Annotated in this window: 15 protein-coding genes; 8 read left to right on the top strand and 7 right to left on the bottom strand. The window is 34.6% G+C overall.

Features of this window, described 5'->3' with window-relative positions; all coding sequences use genetic code 11:
• Positions 1-4: 4 nt before the first annotated feature.
• From FJR47_RS07325 to rpe, 3 genes are read right to left on the bottom strand one after another with little or no spacing between them, the layout of a single operon-like run.
• On the bottom strand, positions 5-838 hold the full coding sequence (locus FJR47_RS07325) for a 3'-5' exonuclease (protein WP_241690988.1): 834 nt from the start codon (positions 836-838) through the stop codon (positions 5-7).
• Positions 839-851: 13 nt separating this feature from the next.
• Positions 852-1,436, bottom strand: a complete 585-nt coding sequence (locus FJR47_RS07320; RefSeq protein WP_152299793.1) for a phosphoribosylanthranilate isomerase — start codon at positions 1,434-1,436, stop codon at positions 852-854.
• A gap of 2 nt (positions 1,437-1,438) precedes the next feature.
• On the bottom strand, positions 1,439-2,080 hold the full coding sequence (gene rpe, locus FJR47_RS07315; RefSeq protein WP_152299792.1) for a ribulose-phosphate 3-epimerase: 642 nt from the start codon (positions 2,078-2,080) through the stop codon (positions 1,439-1,441).
• Positions 2,081-2,261: 181 nt separating this feature from the next.
• Here rpe and rpmB point away from each other — a divergent pair, with 181 nt between their 5' ends.
• From rpmB to argJ, 3 genes are read left to right on the top strand one after another with little or no spacing between them, the layout of a single operon-like run.
• The gene (gene rpmB / locus FJR47_RS07310) at positions 2,262-2,450 is read left to right on the top strand and encodes a 50S ribosomal protein L28 (RefSeq protein ID WP_152299791.1); all 189 of its coding nucleotides are present in this window, start codon (positions 2,262-2,264) and stop codon (positions 2,448-2,450) included.
• Positions 2,451-2,468: 18 nt separating this feature from the next.
• Positions 2,469-3,605 (top strand): potassium channel family protein, encoded by a 1,137-nt coding sequence (locus FJR47_RS07305; protein WP_188093709.1) that lies wholly within the window; start codon positions 2,469-2,471, stop codon positions 3,603-3,605.
• Positions 3,598-4,776, top strand: a complete 1,179-nt coding sequence (gene argJ, locus FJR47_RS07300; protein ID WP_152299790.1) for a bifunctional glutamate N-acetyltransferase/amino-acid acetyltransferase ArgJ — start codon at positions 3,598-3,600, stop codon at positions 4,774-4,776. Before FJR47_RS07305 ends, argJ begins: the two co-directional genes overlap by 8 nt.
• 78 nt (positions 4,777-4,854) lie before the next feature.
• Here argJ and FJR47_RS07295 read toward each other — a convergent pair whose 3' ends face one another.
• The 4 genes from FJR47_RS07295 to FJR47_RS07280 all read right to left on the bottom strand — a co-directional run bounded on the left by FJR47_RS07295 (position 4,855) and on the right by FJR47_RS07280 (position 9,429).
• Positions 4,855-5,469 carry a trimeric intracellular cation channel family protein gene (locus FJR47_RS07295; RefSeq protein ID WP_152299789.1) on the bottom strand — a complete coding sequence of 205 codons (615 nt, stop codon included), beginning with the start codon at positions 5,467-5,469 and terminating at the stop codon, positions 4,855-4,857.
• Positions 5,470-5,477: 8 nt separating this feature from the next.
• Positions 5,478-6,005 (bottom strand): gamma carbonic anhydrase family protein, encoded by a 528-nt coding sequence (locus FJR47_RS07290; protein WP_152299788.1) that lies wholly within the window; start codon positions 6,003-6,005, stop codon positions 5,478-5,480.
• Positions 6,006-6,008: 3 nt separating this feature from the next.
• Positions 6,009-8,108 carry an RNA degradosome polyphosphate kinase gene (locus FJR47_RS07285; protein ID WP_152299787.1) on the bottom strand — a complete coding sequence of 700 codons (2,100 nt, stop codon included), beginning with the start codon at positions 8,106-8,108 and terminating at the stop codon, positions 6,009-6,011.
• Positions 8,109-8,190: 82 nt separating this feature from the next.
• Positions 8,191-9,429, bottom strand: a complete 1,239-nt coding sequence (locus FJR47_RS07280; RefSeq protein WP_152299786.1) for an apolipoprotein N-acyltransferase — start codon at positions 9,427-9,429, stop codon at positions 8,191-8,193.
• Positions 9,430-9,530: 101 nt separating this feature from the next.
• Here FJR47_RS07280 and yajC point away from each other — a divergent pair, with 101 nt between their 5' ends.
• From yajC to leuS, 5 genes are all read left to right on the top strand, one after another.
• A complete protein-coding gene (yajC, locus tag FJR47_RS07275; protein WP_152299785.1) occupies positions 9,531-9,797 on the top strand; it encodes a preprotein translocase subunit YajC in 267 nt (88 codons plus the stop codon).
• The gene (secD, locus tag FJR47_RS07270) at positions 9,787-11,352 is read left to right on the top strand and encodes a protein translocase subunit SecD (RefSeq protein ID WP_152299784.1); all 1,566 of its coding nucleotides are present in this window, start codon (positions 9,787-9,789) and stop codon (positions 11,350-11,352) included. The genes yajC and secD overlap by 11 nt, the downstream gene beginning before the upstream one ends.
• A 2-nt stretch (positions 11,353-11,354) precedes the next feature.
• Positions 11,355-12,326 (top strand): protein translocase subunit SecF, encoded by a 972-nt coding sequence (gene secF, locus FJR47_RS07265; RefSeq protein WP_152299783.1) that lies wholly within the window; start codon positions 11,355-11,357, stop codon positions 12,324-12,326.
• 168 nt (positions 12,327-12,494) lie between these two features.
• Entirely contained in the window at positions 12,495-12,833 is a 339-nt protein-coding gene (locus FJR47_RS07260; RefSeq protein WP_152299782.1) for a DUF6394 family protein, read from the top strand.
• Positions 12,834-12,843: 10 nt separating this feature from the next.
• A complete protein-coding gene (gene leuS, locus FJR47_RS07255) occupies positions 12,844-15,312 on the top strand; it encodes a leucine--tRNA ligase (RefSeq protein ID WP_152299781.1) in 2,469 nt (822 codons plus the stop codon).
• Position 15,313: the final 1 nt, after the last annotated feature.

The raw sequence follows: 15,313 nt of genomic DNA, 5'->3' as shown, positions 1-15,313 counted from the left end.
TTAGTTATTTGATTTTTAATTTATCTTCTTGCGTTTTGCATTGAGACTCTTTTTCTAAAAAAGGGTCAAATTTTAATCTTTTTAATTTTTTTGCCTCTTTAGTGAATTTTATAAAGTCTTCAACTGTCTTCACATCTTTTTTTATATTTGCCATTGATAACTTAAAGAGTTCGTAAGTTGTAAGGACATCGCTCATTGCTCTATGATGTGTTGCACTGGGATGCAGTCCAAATGATTTGTTTAAGTAAGAAAGGGCATATCTATATGATTCTATAGTTCTTTCTGCTAATGATAATGAGCACAAACTTCTATTTAAAAGTGGCGCTAAACCAATTTTTTGCATACTTAATGATATAAATTTATAATCAAACTTTACATCATGCGCAACAAAAACAGCATCTCCCAAAAAGTTTTTAAAATCATACATGACTTTTTTCAGATCTGGTGCATCGCTTGTGTCTTCTGCAGTTATGCCTGTTATTTCTGTTATATGCGGGTTTATCTCTTTGCAGCGAACAAGAGATTCATAGCTATCAATAATTTTGCTATTTTTTACTTTTATGGCAGCTAATTCTATTATTTGATGTTTATCTATTTTGGACCCATTTGTTTCTATGTCAACGATACAAAACTCAGCATCTTCAAGAGAGATAAATTTTGTTGCAAAATAAAAATTTCCCTGGTGTTTTAAAATCTCTAAACCTTGTGAATGCCAAAGTTCAAGCAGGAAATCCAAATCTTCATCTATCTGCTCTTTTAAGGTTTTTAAAGAGAGCCCTTTTGAAGATAATTTATATATGCTTTTAGCATCTAAAGAAAAATTATTATTAAGCAGCATCTACTATAATCCGTTATTTTGCATTTTTTATAAACTCTCTAACTTTAGATGCATCTTTTTTTCCATATGAGAGTTCTACACCGCTGCTTACATCAACAGCGTAAAAACCATACTGTTTAAGAGAGGATACATTTTGAGGATCGAGTCCGCCTGCTAAAATGATTTTGGAACAATCTACATGTTTAAACCACTCTATATTTAGTTTTTTTCCGCTTCCGCCATATGTTTCACAATAGGCATCAATAAGTCTATACTCATTACTAAATTGTAAAATATCTTTAGCCTCTTTTGCTCGTACAACTTTTATATATGGGACGAACAACTGTTCATAAAGTTCATATGGAGCTTCAAAGTGAACCTGGGCAAGTGTCGCCCCGGCTTCTTGGCAGTATGAGTTTATTACCTGTGCATCGCTGTTAACGAAAAGAGCCACTTTTTCTATAAACGGAGGCAGTTTGGCTATAATTTTTTTTGCATCCGATACAGAGATATATCTAGGAGATTTTTCATAAAATACAAATCCCAAAGCATCTGCGCCGGCATCTATTGCTGTCATAGCATCCTCATAAGAAGTAATACCGCAGATTTTAGTACGCATAGTTAAATTTTTAAAGAGGCAATTGCCTCTTTTTTGTCAAAATGATTAAAAACATAACTGCCTGCAACTACGATATCAACGCCCGCATCTTTTAAAAGAGCTATGTTTTTATCATTTACTCCGCCGTCTACTTCTATAAGGCAGTTCGGATTTATTTTATCCCTCATGGCACTTAATTTTTTTGCTTTAGGAATAACACTATCGATAAAACTTTGACCGCCAAAACCCGGGTTTACACTCATTAAAAGAATCATATCCAAATCAGCAAGCAGGTACTCTACAGACTCGGGAAGCGTATGAGGGTTTAAAACGATTGCCGGTTTTATGCCAAGTGAGCGGATTTTTTGGATCAATCTGTGGGGGTGTTTCTCCTCTTCTATATGAAAAGAGATATATTCAGGTTTTAAAGGAGCAAAAAGATCTACAAAAAATGTATTGTTTTCAACCATAAGATGAATATCAAGCGGTTTTGTAGCACATGCGGCAATAGCAGAGACTACAACCGGACCTATTGTCAGATTTGGAACAAAATGTCCATCCATTACATCTACATGTACAAAATCACAACCAGCTTCACAGATGGCTTTAACATCTCTTTCAAGATTGCCAAAATTAGCAGACAGGACACTTGGGGCTACATACATTATATTTCCTTTTTAGCATATAGAGACTTTTTTTGTTATTCTACTGTTTTGGTATTTAGAAGTTGCTTTTATTTTCTTAATTTAACAAAATAAAAATATTTATATTTGCCCTTAAGCAGAAGTTTTGTTTGGGCTTGATATAATTCGCAACTTTAATTAAACCTAACACAAGGAAGCTAAGATGGCAAGAAGATGTGCTATAAGCGGCAAAGGCCCGATGAGCGGGAATAATGTTTCTCATGCTAAAAATAGAACAAAACGTCGTTTTTTATTAAACCTTAGAACAGTGCGTATAACTTTAGAAGATGGCACTACAAAAAAGGTTAAAATCTCTGCAAAAGAACTACGCACGCTTAAGAAAAATTCTTAAGACTAACAGGAAATAAACTTGAATCTCTTAGAGAAGATTCGAAAATTCCTACATTGGGAGTCATCTCCCAAACCTCATATAACACTCAATAATGAGCTGTACTCTCAACTTTTACCATTTAGAACACCTTTAGTATTAATTCAACTTCTTATGATTATAGGAACTTTAGGCTATATTTATATTGAAGATTACACCATAATGAATGCAATTTTTCAAACCGGATATACTTTTACTACAGTCGGATTCGGTGCATTAAATGAGGGAGAATTTTCAGCAGCAGGGCAGATATTTACGGTAACTCTGATTATTTTAGGATTTACGGTATTTACGATTGCAATCGGTATTGTTGTTGATGTTGTCGGAAAAGGAAATCTTAGTAAAATAATTAAGGAGAGAAGAATGTTATATAGTGTAGCAAGATTAAAAAAGCATTTTGTTGTATGTTATCATAATGACTATACCCTTGAAGTCACAAAAGAGTTAAGAAAAAATCATATACCTTTTGTAGTTGTAGATCCAAGAGAAGAGATACATCAATGGGCCGAAGAGCATAACTATACTACATATTTAAAAGCTGAACCGCACGCAGAGCTCACCATGCTTAAAGCGCATCTCTCATCAGCAAAAGGTCTGATAACGCTCTCTAACTCTATATCTGACAATATAGCTTTGATAGCTTCAGTTAGACTTTTTGAAAAAGAGCATTTTTTGCCAAGACCTTATTATGTTATCTCTTCAGCTGAAACGGTAAGTGATATTGGAAAATTAAGAAAACTTGGTGCTGATACTGTCGTCTCTCCTACAAAGTTAACTGCTCAAAGAGTAAGCGCAATGGCAGCTCGTCCAGATATGGAAAATCTGCTTGAAGAATTTTTATATAAAAGCGATAATCCTCTTGATATGGAAGAGATAGAAGTACCAAAATATAGCTGGTCGGTTCTTAAAAAATTAAGAGAGACACATATTAGAGAGATAACAAATACATCTGTAGTAGGTATTACTAAAAAAGATGGTAAATTTTTAGCTATGCCAAAAGGAGATGTTTTGATTACAAGTGAATGCAAACTACTTGTTATAGGAACACAACAAGGTATTAATGTAACAAAAGAGCTCTTAAGAAGAAGAGACAAGCCAAAGGAGCTAAGATTTGTATAATATAGTATATTCGCAAGGCGGAGTATGCGCTAGTGACGGTTTTTTTGCAGATGGCATAAGTGCAGGACTTAAAAAAGGTAACGCTAAAGATATGGCATTTATTTATAGCGAAGATTTGTGTGAGGTGGCTTCTGTTTTTACAACAAACAAGATGTATGCGGCACCAATTAGACATTTTCGCCAAATGGGAGATTTTAAGACAAATTTTGTTCTTATAAATTCTAAAAATGCAAATGCAATGACCGGCCAGGCAGGAGTTGAAGATATAAAAGAGGTACTCTCCTTCTGTCCCTTACAAGCCAAAAATCCTATTATGAGTTCAACAGGTGTAATCGGTGTTCGACTTCCAAAAGCTAAAATTATAGATGGGATGAAACTTTTTGATTTGAGCCGAAGAGATTCTGCTTGCGCAGCAAAAGCTATTATGACAACAGATACATTTCCTAAAGAGATAGCTTTTAAAGTTGAGTTGGATGATGGAAGCAGTTTTAGTATGGGAGCTATAGCAAAAGGTGCCGGGATGATAAATCCTGCCATGGCTACAATGCTATGTTTTATCACAACTGATGCAAATGTTAGTAAAAGTGAAATGCAAGAGGCTTTAGATGAGATAAAAACTACGACTTTTAATGCCATAAGCGTAGATGGAGACACCTCTACAAATGATACTGTTTTGCTTTTATCAAATGGTAGAAGCGGTGCTTACAATAAAGAGGCATTTAAAGAAGTTCTTTTTAAAATTATGCATTTTTTAGCATTAGAGATGGTGCGTGACGGTGAGGGTGCAACAAAACTTGTAACCTACAAAGTAACAGGTGCAAAAGATGATAGAGAGGCGGAGATTGCTGCTAAAGCGCTCTCGGATTCGCTTTTGGTAAAGACTGCACTTTTTGGCGAAGATCCAAACTGGGGAAGAATCGCTTCGACGGTTGGTGCAAGCGGGGTAGAGGCTTATGAAGAGAAGTTGAAAATCTCATTTGACAATCTATGCGTTTATGACAGGGGAGAGATTCTTTTTGATGCTGAGATGGAGAAGAAGTGCGCTGTTATTATGCAGCATCAAAAATTTACTATTTCATGCGACTTAGGTGTTGGAGAGGGCAGTTTTAAAGCGTATGGATGTGATTTAGGACATGAGTATGTAAAGATAAATGCAGATTATAGAACATAAAATCTATTTTTTGCATAATATATTTAATTGACGCTCTTTTTTGCTAGTAAAGAGAGCTGTCCTTTACTTGAAATCTTCTTATTTGTTAAGCCTTGGCAGATGCCATCCTCTTTTAAATGCCAAGAGCCTTAGTGTTATGCTAAGAAGAGCGACAATAATGATATTAAATTCATTAATTGCATTAAAAAAGTTAAGCGCTCCAAGCAAAAATGCTACAATTACTGCGATAGAACCGTAAAAATCGCTAACAAGAACTGTAGGAACTTGATTTATCATAATATCTCTACTAACTCCTCCGCCTACCGCCGTAATAAAGCTTAAAATAACTATGCCAAAAAAATTATATTCTGCATTTATAGCCAAAAGAGCGCCGGTTATACTAAAAGCGACAAGACCAATTGTATCGCTTACTACAAACATCCACTTTCTTTCTATAGAGTCTTTTTTATAAAGCTTAAATATATATGCAATGAAAATAGTTGTTATAAGTGTAAGAGCAGGATGTAAAGTTGTAAATGCAAAGGGAGCAGAACTAAGTATGGCATCTCTAATGATTCCACCTCCAAGAGCAGTAAGTGACGATGCTATTAGCACACCCAAAATATCAAGATCATTTTTTATGGCTATTAAAAAGCCGCTTATAGTAAAAGCAGTAATTCCGATGATATCTGCAAATATAAAATATTCAGGCATAAATCTATTTATTTTTGATAGTGAGACTTAAACTCTACATAGCGTGATGCAGAAGCGTAGAGCTCTTTGACCTCTTCATCGTTTAGCTCTCTAATAACCTTTGCAGGGCTTCCCATGATTAGCGAACGGGGAGGAAAAACTTTGTTTTTTGTTACAAGAGCGCCGGCGCCAACAATAGATTCTTTCCCAATGACAGCACCGTCAAGTATAGTAGCACTCATCCCTATAAGGCAGGCATCTTCTATTGTGCATCCATGAAGCATCACACGGTGCCCAATAGTTACATCATTGCCGATAATAGTAGGATTTCCATCACTCCTATCCTCTTTTTTATAGTGAGTTACATGAACCATGCTAAGATCTTGTATGCTTACTCTATCACCTATTTTTATATAGTGAACATCACCTCTTATAACCGTTCCAAACCATATAGAGCAATCTTCTCCGCATGTAACATCACCTATAACATCAGCTGATTGTGCAACCCAGGTATTGGCGCCAAGTTTTGGTTTTATGTTTTTAAATTCATATAACATAAGTTACTCATTTTCCATAAATATGCGAGATGCTAATTCTTCAATTGAACTTGCAGTTTCTTTTGTTGTGGCTTTAACAATTTTATTTACATAATCTTCTAAAAGTTTATGATTGTTTATAGTTTTTGCACTCTCATCTTTTATCTTTATATATGAACCATCGCTTTGAAGTTCATGTGCTAAAGAGTTGTCCGCACATTGAAGATTAAGTATTTGTATAATCTTATCTTTAGATGTTTTATCTTTAATCGCAGTTAAAAGTTCTATACGCCTCATTAGATTTCTTGGCATCCAGTCAGCGCTTGAGATATAAACTTGAGATTCGTCATTTTTGAAATAAAATGCTCTTGCATGTTCAAGATATTTGCCTAAAATGGAGACAACTCTGATGTTTTCGCTTACATCTTTTATCCCTGGTTTTAAACAACATATACCTCGAACGATAAGATCAATCTTTACGCCGGCTCCACTTGCTTTATATAGAGCTTTGATTACATCTTCATCAACAAGTGAGTTTATCTTTGCAATAATACGGCCTTCAGGACCCCTTCTTGTCTCATTTTGAATAAGTGAAAGCAATTTAGGTTTAATTTGTGATGGAGACATATAGAGCTCATTTAGCTTGCCTTTTTTGCTAAAACCTGTCAAAAAGTGAAAAAATCGTGTCATATCGTTTGTAATTACATCTTTTGAGGTTAGGTAACTCATATCTGTATAGATTTTTGCAGTAGAAGGGTTATAGTTTCCAGTTCCTAAATGAGCATATTGCTTAAGTTTACCGTTTTTTCTTCTTGTAATTAGTGTTGCTTTTGCATGAACTTTAAAACCTTTGATTCCGTAGATAACATGTGCACCAGCTTTTTCAAGTGCTTTTGCCCAGATAAGATTGTTCTCTTCATCAAATCTTGCTTTAAGTTCAACCATAACTGTTACCTGCTTGCCCGATTCGCTTGCACTCATAAGAGCTTTAACGATTGGTGAATCAGTTCCCGAACGATAGAGTGTCATTTTTATAGAAACAACATCTGGATCTTTTGCAGCACTTTGAATCAGTTTTACAACAGGATCAAAGCTTTCATAAGGATGATAAAGCAAAATATCCTGTTTTTCCAAAGTAGTAAAAATGTTTTCACTCCCCTCTAAAGGCGGAATTGTTTTTGGTTTAAAAGGCTCTGTTAAAAGATGGGCAAGCTGTTTATTTGAAACTATCTGCCAAAGACCCGATAGGTTTAAAAAAGTATGATATTTATAGATATCATCTTTATATACATTTGTATGACGGTTAAAGAAATTAATAACCTCTTCATCAACATCACTTCCGATTTCAAGTCTAACCATAGCCCCTTTTTTACGAAGCTTCAATCCCTCTTCAAGTATTTCCAGAAAATCATCAGCTTCCTCTTCTTCAATCTCAATATCAGCATTTCTGGTAACTCTAAAAGAGGCATATTTTATAAGTGTATATCCCGGGAAAAGACTCTCTATATGTTGTGCTATAACGCTCTCTATAGGGATATAAACATTATTTTCAAGTTCTACAAATCTGTTTAAAACCCTAGGAACACGAATAATTCCAAATCTTTCTATGGATGTGTTGTCACTATCTTTTAATTTTACTATAAGTCCAAAACTAAGATTATTTAAATGCGGAAATGGATGTGTTGCATCAACAGCGATAGGAATAATAACCGGATAGATATTTTCATTAAAAAATCTGTTAAGTTGTTTTTTTTGATGCTGGCTTGCATCGTTATAAGATTTGATGCTGACATTTTGGGATTCAAGCTTTTTTAAGATACCGTTCATACAGTGCTCTAGTACCTGCTGCTCTTGGTGAAGATATTTTCTTATTTCACGAAGTTGTTGCAAAGGAGTTAATTTATCAGCACCCGAAACTATAATACCGGCAGCAAAAAGCTTTTTAAGTCCAGCTACTCTTATCATATAAAATTCATCTAAATTTGTTCCATAAATAGCTAAAAATTTAAGGCGCTCCAAAAGAGGAAGAGATTCATCTTGTGCTTGTTTTAAAACTCTTGTATTAAATTGAAGCCATGATAGTTCACGGTTGTTATACAAAACTGGGTTTTTTAGATTTAACATTAGCAAAAACTCCAAATAATTATTTTCTCTTATTATATCTAAGAAGTTGTTACATAAAAATTACAAATAGAGACACTTTTTATTATTTTATAACACTTGTACCTCTGTAATTGGCTGAATGATAGATAGTAGTTTTATTTTTACGCGCATAATATTTCATAAGAAGTTTTTGCAGAGTTGGCTCAATTGAGGGAGCGAACCAGGCATTGTTGCTTATAGCTATAACAAAATTCACATTACCTTCATAAATTTCTTGACATGTAGCTTCATAACAGATGGCATTTCTAAATTTTACATTTTTAATAATAAAATCAGTTGCCTTGTCAGCAGTTTTAAAATCAGATGCTCCCGCAAAAAAGAAGTCGTTTATAAATTTTTGTGCAAATTTCGGCAGGGGAATGTATTCGCCAAAGGGAACCAAAACCAATTTTTTTGCCACTTCATAATGGCCGTTGTTAAATATGTAGGTTACATTATAGTGCATATTCTCTTCACTAAGCAGAGAACCTGCAACGATGGCTATATCATATGATAATGTTTTTAACTTTTCTATAATAAGGGGCGCTTTGTTCATGTAAAAAGGAAAAACTGATTCAGGTAAAACAACGATGTCATATCCGCTGTTTTTTGCATCTTCTATCTCTCTAAAAATCAACTCAATAGTTGCAGATAGATTCCTTTTCTCCCATTTTTGGTCCTGTTTAATATCTGTAGCAACAAGTTTTATCTTTAAGGGAGCTTCTTTGTTTACTGGAGGATTAAAGTTTATAGTGAGTGCTAAAAGCAGCAGAGGAGTAAATTTATATCTTTTTTTTATGTAATTTGGTAAAGAGAGAGCAAGAAGTATAAGAAAAAGATGGTATTTAAATATTCCCAAATAGCTCTCTACAAACAGTAGTTCAATTTGAAGCCAGTTAAAATCAAAAGGTTCAATAAAGCTTAAACAAAAGAGTAAAACAGCTCGAAGCGCCACACTGTTTGTTAATGCCAAAATTCCGAAAAAAAGCATATAGACAATAGCAAAAAGTATGGTAATCAAAGGCTCCATATAACCAACGCCATTGTATTTGAAGCTATATCCAATCCAGTAAAACCAAAATAAACCTATAAAAAAACCTGCTACTAAAAGAGCTCTCTTTGGCATATATAAAAGCATAGACAGAGCCATAAGCCCAAAAATTGTATTTACTATTTTTATGGTTATGTCAAAATGTTCAAAATAGATAAATGCACTAAAAAAAGTCGAAGCTATAACTCCGCATAGTAAATCAAAGAGTGCAGGATTGTAATTATTTTTAATTTTTTGAAATTTTTCGATCATATTTTTACTCTATTTTTAGTGCAAATTATAGCAGTATTCAGTCTTTTATTAATATACTTTTTGTATAATCGTCTCAATTTATTCAAAGGAAACCCTAACTCATGGAAATATTAAGTCAGTTACTGCCATTTATAATTTTAATTGCAATTATGTATTTTGTAATTATCCGCCCACAGCAAAAAGAGGCAAAAAATAGACAAGAGATGATAGCATCTCTTAAAAAAGGTGACAAAATAGTTACTGCTGGCGGAGTAATAGCAGTGGTTTACAAAGTTGAAGAGCAATTTTTCAGTGTTAAAATCAATGATGAAACTATTGTAAAAATAACTAAAGAAGCAGTTGCTAGAAAGTATGAGGATGAAGCTTAATTATCGCGTAGTTATTTTTGCTTTATCTATAATATTTGGTCTTTTTTTTTCAGCTCCGTCTCTGTTTCAGATGCAAGACGGAAAAAAAATTACTTTAGGGCTTGATCTTCAAGGCGGACTTCATATGCTTCTTGGTGTAAAAACTGAAGAAGCTGTAAAATCCCGTATTAAATCAATTGCTGCAAGTATTAAACACTTTAGTGAGAGAAAAGATATCCTAATCGATTCTCTTCATTTTGATGAAAATGAGATAACATTTACTCTTTTAGATAAAGATGATGCAAAAACTGTTCAAACATTTTTACATGAAATAGAGGGTGCCGTTGTAGTTGTTGTTGATGAAAAAATTTCTCTGAGTCTTACTAATGAAGAGATAGCAGAGACAGAGAAACAGGCAATTTCTCAGGCGATTGAAACAATAAGAAACAGACTTGATCAATTTGGTTTGACAGAACCGGTGGTTGCTCGTCAAGGCGAAGAAAAAATTCTTGTGCAATTAGCAGGAATTAAGAGTGCTGATGAAGAGCAGCGTGCCCGTGAACTTATATCTCGTGCTGCAAAACTTGAGCTTATGGCTGTTGATGAAGATAGAGCTGCCAGAGTTCATACTATGAGCGAAAGTGATGCCGCAGCTTATGGAGATGTTATTTTAGAAGATGCCGCAAATCCGGAAATAAAACATTTGGTGCATGAAATTCCCATATTAGACGGAGGAATGCTTACAGATGCTCATGTAGGTTTTGATCAAAACAATCGTCCTCTTATTAATTTTTCACTTAATGCTGAAGGTGCTGAGATATTTGGCGATTTTACCGGTAAGAATGTTGGAAAACGCTTAGCTGTTGTTTTAGATGGCAAGGTTTATTCTGCTCCGGTGATAAATGAGAGAATTGGCGGCGGAAGTGGACAAATTTCAGGCAGCTACTCTGTTATGGAAGCAAAAGATTTAGCTATTGCTCTTCGTTCAGGTTCTTTATTGGCGCCAATTTATCTTATGGAAAAGCGTTCAGTCGGGCCAAGTCTTGGCGCTGACAGCATTAAAGCAAGTATGATTGCGCTTATTGGCGGATTTATATTGGTAATTGTATTTATGATTGCTTACTACAGAGTTGCAGGAATTATTGCAAATATTGCTTTGATTGCAAATCTCTTTATTATTTTAGCGGTTATGAGTCTCTTTGGCGCAACATTGACACTTCCGGGTATGGCGGGTATTGTTTTAACAGTCGGTATGGCAGTTGATGCCAATGTTATCATATCAGAGCGTATACGCGAGCTTATACATGAGGGTGTATCGACTCATAGAGCAATAGAAGAGGGTTATTCGAATGCAATGAGAGCTATTTTGGATGCAAATATTACCACACTTATTGCTGCTGTTGTTTTGTATGCGTACGGAACAGGAGCAATTAAAGGTTTTGCAATCACGATAAGTATCGGTATTTTAGCTTCAATGATTACTGCGATTCTTGGAACACATGGGATTTATCAAATGTTAGAAAAAAGAATTCAAAAAAGCAAAAACAATCTTTTATGGTTTGGAATTAAGGGTTAATTATGGAATTTTTTAAATATACAAGAACCTTTAATTTTATGGGCAAGTCAAAACTTGCAATGATTTTATCAATAGTTTTAGTTTTAAGTTCATTCGCTCTTTTGGCAACAAAAGGTCTTAATTACGGTGTAGATTTTGCCGGAGGAACAATAGTTCAGGTGAAGTACACAACAGATGCGCCAATTGATGATATGAGAGAGAAGCTAAAGGGTAACAAAATTTTTGAGGATGCCACGATTACAGAATTTGGTTCTGCCGAAGAGGTCGTTATCCGTATGAAAACAACTACCGGAAATGTTACCGTCGATATAGGCGATGTTACTCGTGAGTCACTTAAAGATACGGGAGAATTTGAGGTTCGTCGTGTTGATATAGTTGGTCCAAAAGTCGGAAGCGAGTTAAAAGAAAAAGGGATCATGTCTCTTATCTTGGCTATTGTGGGAATTTTAATCTATGTTGCATTTAGATTTGAGTGGAGATTTGCCGTTGCTTCTATTATCGCTCTTGTTCATGATGTCTCTATCGCTCTTGGTGCTATAGTTTTGGTCGGCTTGGAGGTAAACTTAGATGTTTTAGCTGCACTTCTTACGATTCTTGGTTACTCGCTTAATGATACAATAATTGTTTTTGACAGAATTCGTGAGAGTGTAGTAAAAACCAGAGAGAGTGAACTCTCAGAAATTATAGATGATTCTATTACAAAAACATTAGCTAGAACAACTCTGACTTCACTTACAACACTTTTTGTTGTGTTTACGCTTTTTATGTTTGGCGGTGAAATTATTCATGCTTTTGCATTTACTCTTTTGGTAGGTATTGTTATTGGAACTTATTCATCAATTTTTGTAGCTTCACCTATTTTGCTTCTATTTGGTTTTGATGTGAAAAAATATCATATTAAACTCGCTGAGAAAGCAAAAAGAGAAGCGGAGAAAGAGAGAATGAGATCTCAATTTGAATCTGGAGTTATGTAAAAAATTAAAAAGTCTCTATCTTCTTCTTTATATTTATTTTTTCTAGGCTTTTGCCTGGATAATATTTTCATAAAAATTATTTCAAAAACAACTCAATAAACACTTCAGTCACTACTTAAGATACTTTTTGTATAATCCTTCTAATTAATTTAAAACTAAGGTGTTGCTATGGATTGGGGTAAGGTAATATATGTATTTTTCTCGTTAATGAGTTTAACATCAATTGCGGGATTTTTGTATGAGCACAGTGCTGTGGCGCTATTTGTCGCGGGAAGTTTAAATTTAGTTTCAACATTTTTAAAAATAGGTGTTAGAAATCTTCTTTCTGCTGAGCTATTGGCTTCATCTCTCGTAGCTGATTTACATCTTATACCGGCATTTATATATTTGGAAGTTGTTGGAAATTTAGAGTGGGCTATCGCTTTGACTATCGGTGCATTGATAGCAAATTTATTCTCTATGGGACTTGTTTATATAGAGAGTTCGAAAAATCGTGATGAGTATTAGGAGATTATAGTTGGAATACAGTTCAAAAGAGTTAGAAAAAAAGTGGCAGGAGTATTGGGCAAAAAACAGAAGTTTTGAGCCTAATGAAAATTTTACAAAAAAGAAAAAATATATCTTAAGTATGTTTCCCTTCCCAAGCGGAAGATTGCATATGGGACATGTTAGAAATTATACTTTAAGTGATGCTTTTGCAAGATATTACCGCCAACAAGGTTTTAATGTTCTTCATCCAATCGGCTTTGACAGTTTTGGCATGCCTGCTGAAAATGCAGCTATAAAAAATGGCTCGCATCCAAAAAAATGGACTTATGACAATATTGATTATATGAAAGAGGAATTTAAATCTCTTGGATTCTCTTTTTCAAAAGAGAGAGAATTTGCAACAAGTGATGAGCTCTATACAAAGTTTGAACAGGGTTTTATCATCGATATGTATGAAAAAGGACTTCTTTATCGTAAAAAAGGATTTTTAAACTGGTGCCCTAGTTGTCAGACTGTTTTGGCTAACGAGCAGGTAATTGACGGCTGCTGCTGGAGATGCGATACGCAGGTAGTTAAGAAAGATATGAATCAATACTATTTTAAAATCACCCAGTATGCAGATGAGCTTCTTTGCGATTTAAGCAAACTTGAAGGGGGCTGGCCAAAACAAGTTTTAACTATGCAGGAGAACTGGATAGGCAGATCAAACGGTTTGGAATTTAAACTCTGTTTTGAGGAAGCATCTTTAAGCAAATTGGATAATAAATTTGATGGTTTTGATGTGTTTACAACACGCCCTGATACAATCTATGGAGTAAGCTATGCAGCTCTGGCTCCTGAGCATGATATTGTAACTTATATGATTGAGAACTCACTTTTAGATGATGAGACAGTTGTAAAAATCAAAGAGATGAAAAATGCGTCATCTATTGATAGACAAAAAACAAAAAGCGGTGTAGCTTTAGATATAGATGTAGTTCACCCTCTAACAAAAGAGAAGATTCCTGTATGGGTAGCAAATTTTGTTTTAATGGATTATGGAAGCGGCGGAGTAATGGCAGTTCCTGCTCATGATGAGAGAGATTTTGAATTTGCCAAAAAGTACAATCTGCCAATTCGCCCAGTAATCAAATCTTTTGAGGGCGAATTAAGTGATGATCAAGCATTTACAGAAGTGGGTGAATTGTTTAACTCTGCTCAATTTGATGGACTAAACTCCAAAGATGCACAGTCAAAGATAATAGAGTATTTTGAAACAGAAAAAATAGGTAAAAAAACAACCAACTATAAACTTAAAGACTGGGGAGTTTCCCGTCAAAGATATTGGGGAGCACCTATCCCTTTTATTCATTGTGATAAATGCGGCATAGTTATGGAGAAAAAAGAGAATCTTCCAGTAGCGCTTCCTGAAGATATCGAGATTACGGGTGAGGGAAATCCGCTTGAGAAACATCCGACATGGAAGCATTGCAAATGTCCTAAGTGCGGAGAGGATGCAATTCGTGAAACAGATACAATGGATACATTTGTAGAGTCTTCATGGTATTTTTTAAGATTTTGTGCATCATCTAAAAATTGGGAAAAAGAGGCTTTTTCAAAAGAGCAGATTCAGTACTGGATGCATCAGCAAGGGTATCAAGGTGTTGATCAATATATCGGCGGTATTGAACATGCAATTTTGCATCTTTTGTATGCAAGATTTTTTACAAAAGTTTTTCGTGATTTAGGTTATTTGGATTTTGACGAACCTTTTGATAAACTTCTCACTCAAGGCATGGTGTTAAAAGACGGTGCCAAAATGAGCAAGTCCAAAGGCAATACGGTTGACCCCGATGCTATAATAGAGAAGTATGGAGCAGATACAGCAAGACTCTTTATTCTTTTTGCAGCTCCTCCAACACAAGAGTTGGAGTGGAATGACAGTGCTGTTGAGGGTGCGTATAAGTTTATAAAAAGATTTTATGACAGAAGTTCAAATATTTATGAAACAGATGCTGTTCCTGTTATTGAACATGCATCTCTCTTAAAAGAGGAAAAGTTTGCCAGAAAAAAGGTGTATGAAGCATTGGTTCGTTCTATTGATGTTTATACAGAAAAATACACTTTTAATACTATGATAGCCGGTGTTATGGAAGCAATGAATGCTCTGAATCTTCAAACAAATAGAGATGTCTGGTGTGAGGGTTATTGGATTTTAACTTCTATTATGGAGCCAGTAATTCCGCATGTATGTTCTGAAATAAGCAATAAATACTTTAATCTTAAAAACTTGACACCGCAAAAAGTTATAGAAGATGTTTTTGTTGAAGAGGCTGTAACACTTGCTGTTTCAATCAATGGAAAAAGAAGATGCGAGATAGAAGTTGCTGTTGATGCAGATCAGAATAGTATTCTTGAAGCTGCTAAAGAGAAGGCACAAAAATGGCTGGAAGGAAAAACTATAATCAAAGAGATCGTAGTTCCTAAAAAATTAGTAAATTTAGTTATCAAGGGTTAAA

It is taken from the genome of Sulfurimonas xiamenensis, from assembly GCF_009258045.1.
In the GTDB taxonomy this organism is placed as follows: domain Bacteria; phylum Campylobacterota; class Campylobacteria; order Campylobacterales; family Sulfurimonadaceae; genus Sulfurimonas; species Sulfurimonas xiamenensis.
This window is presented reverse-complemented; position numbering and strand designations above follow the sequence as displayed.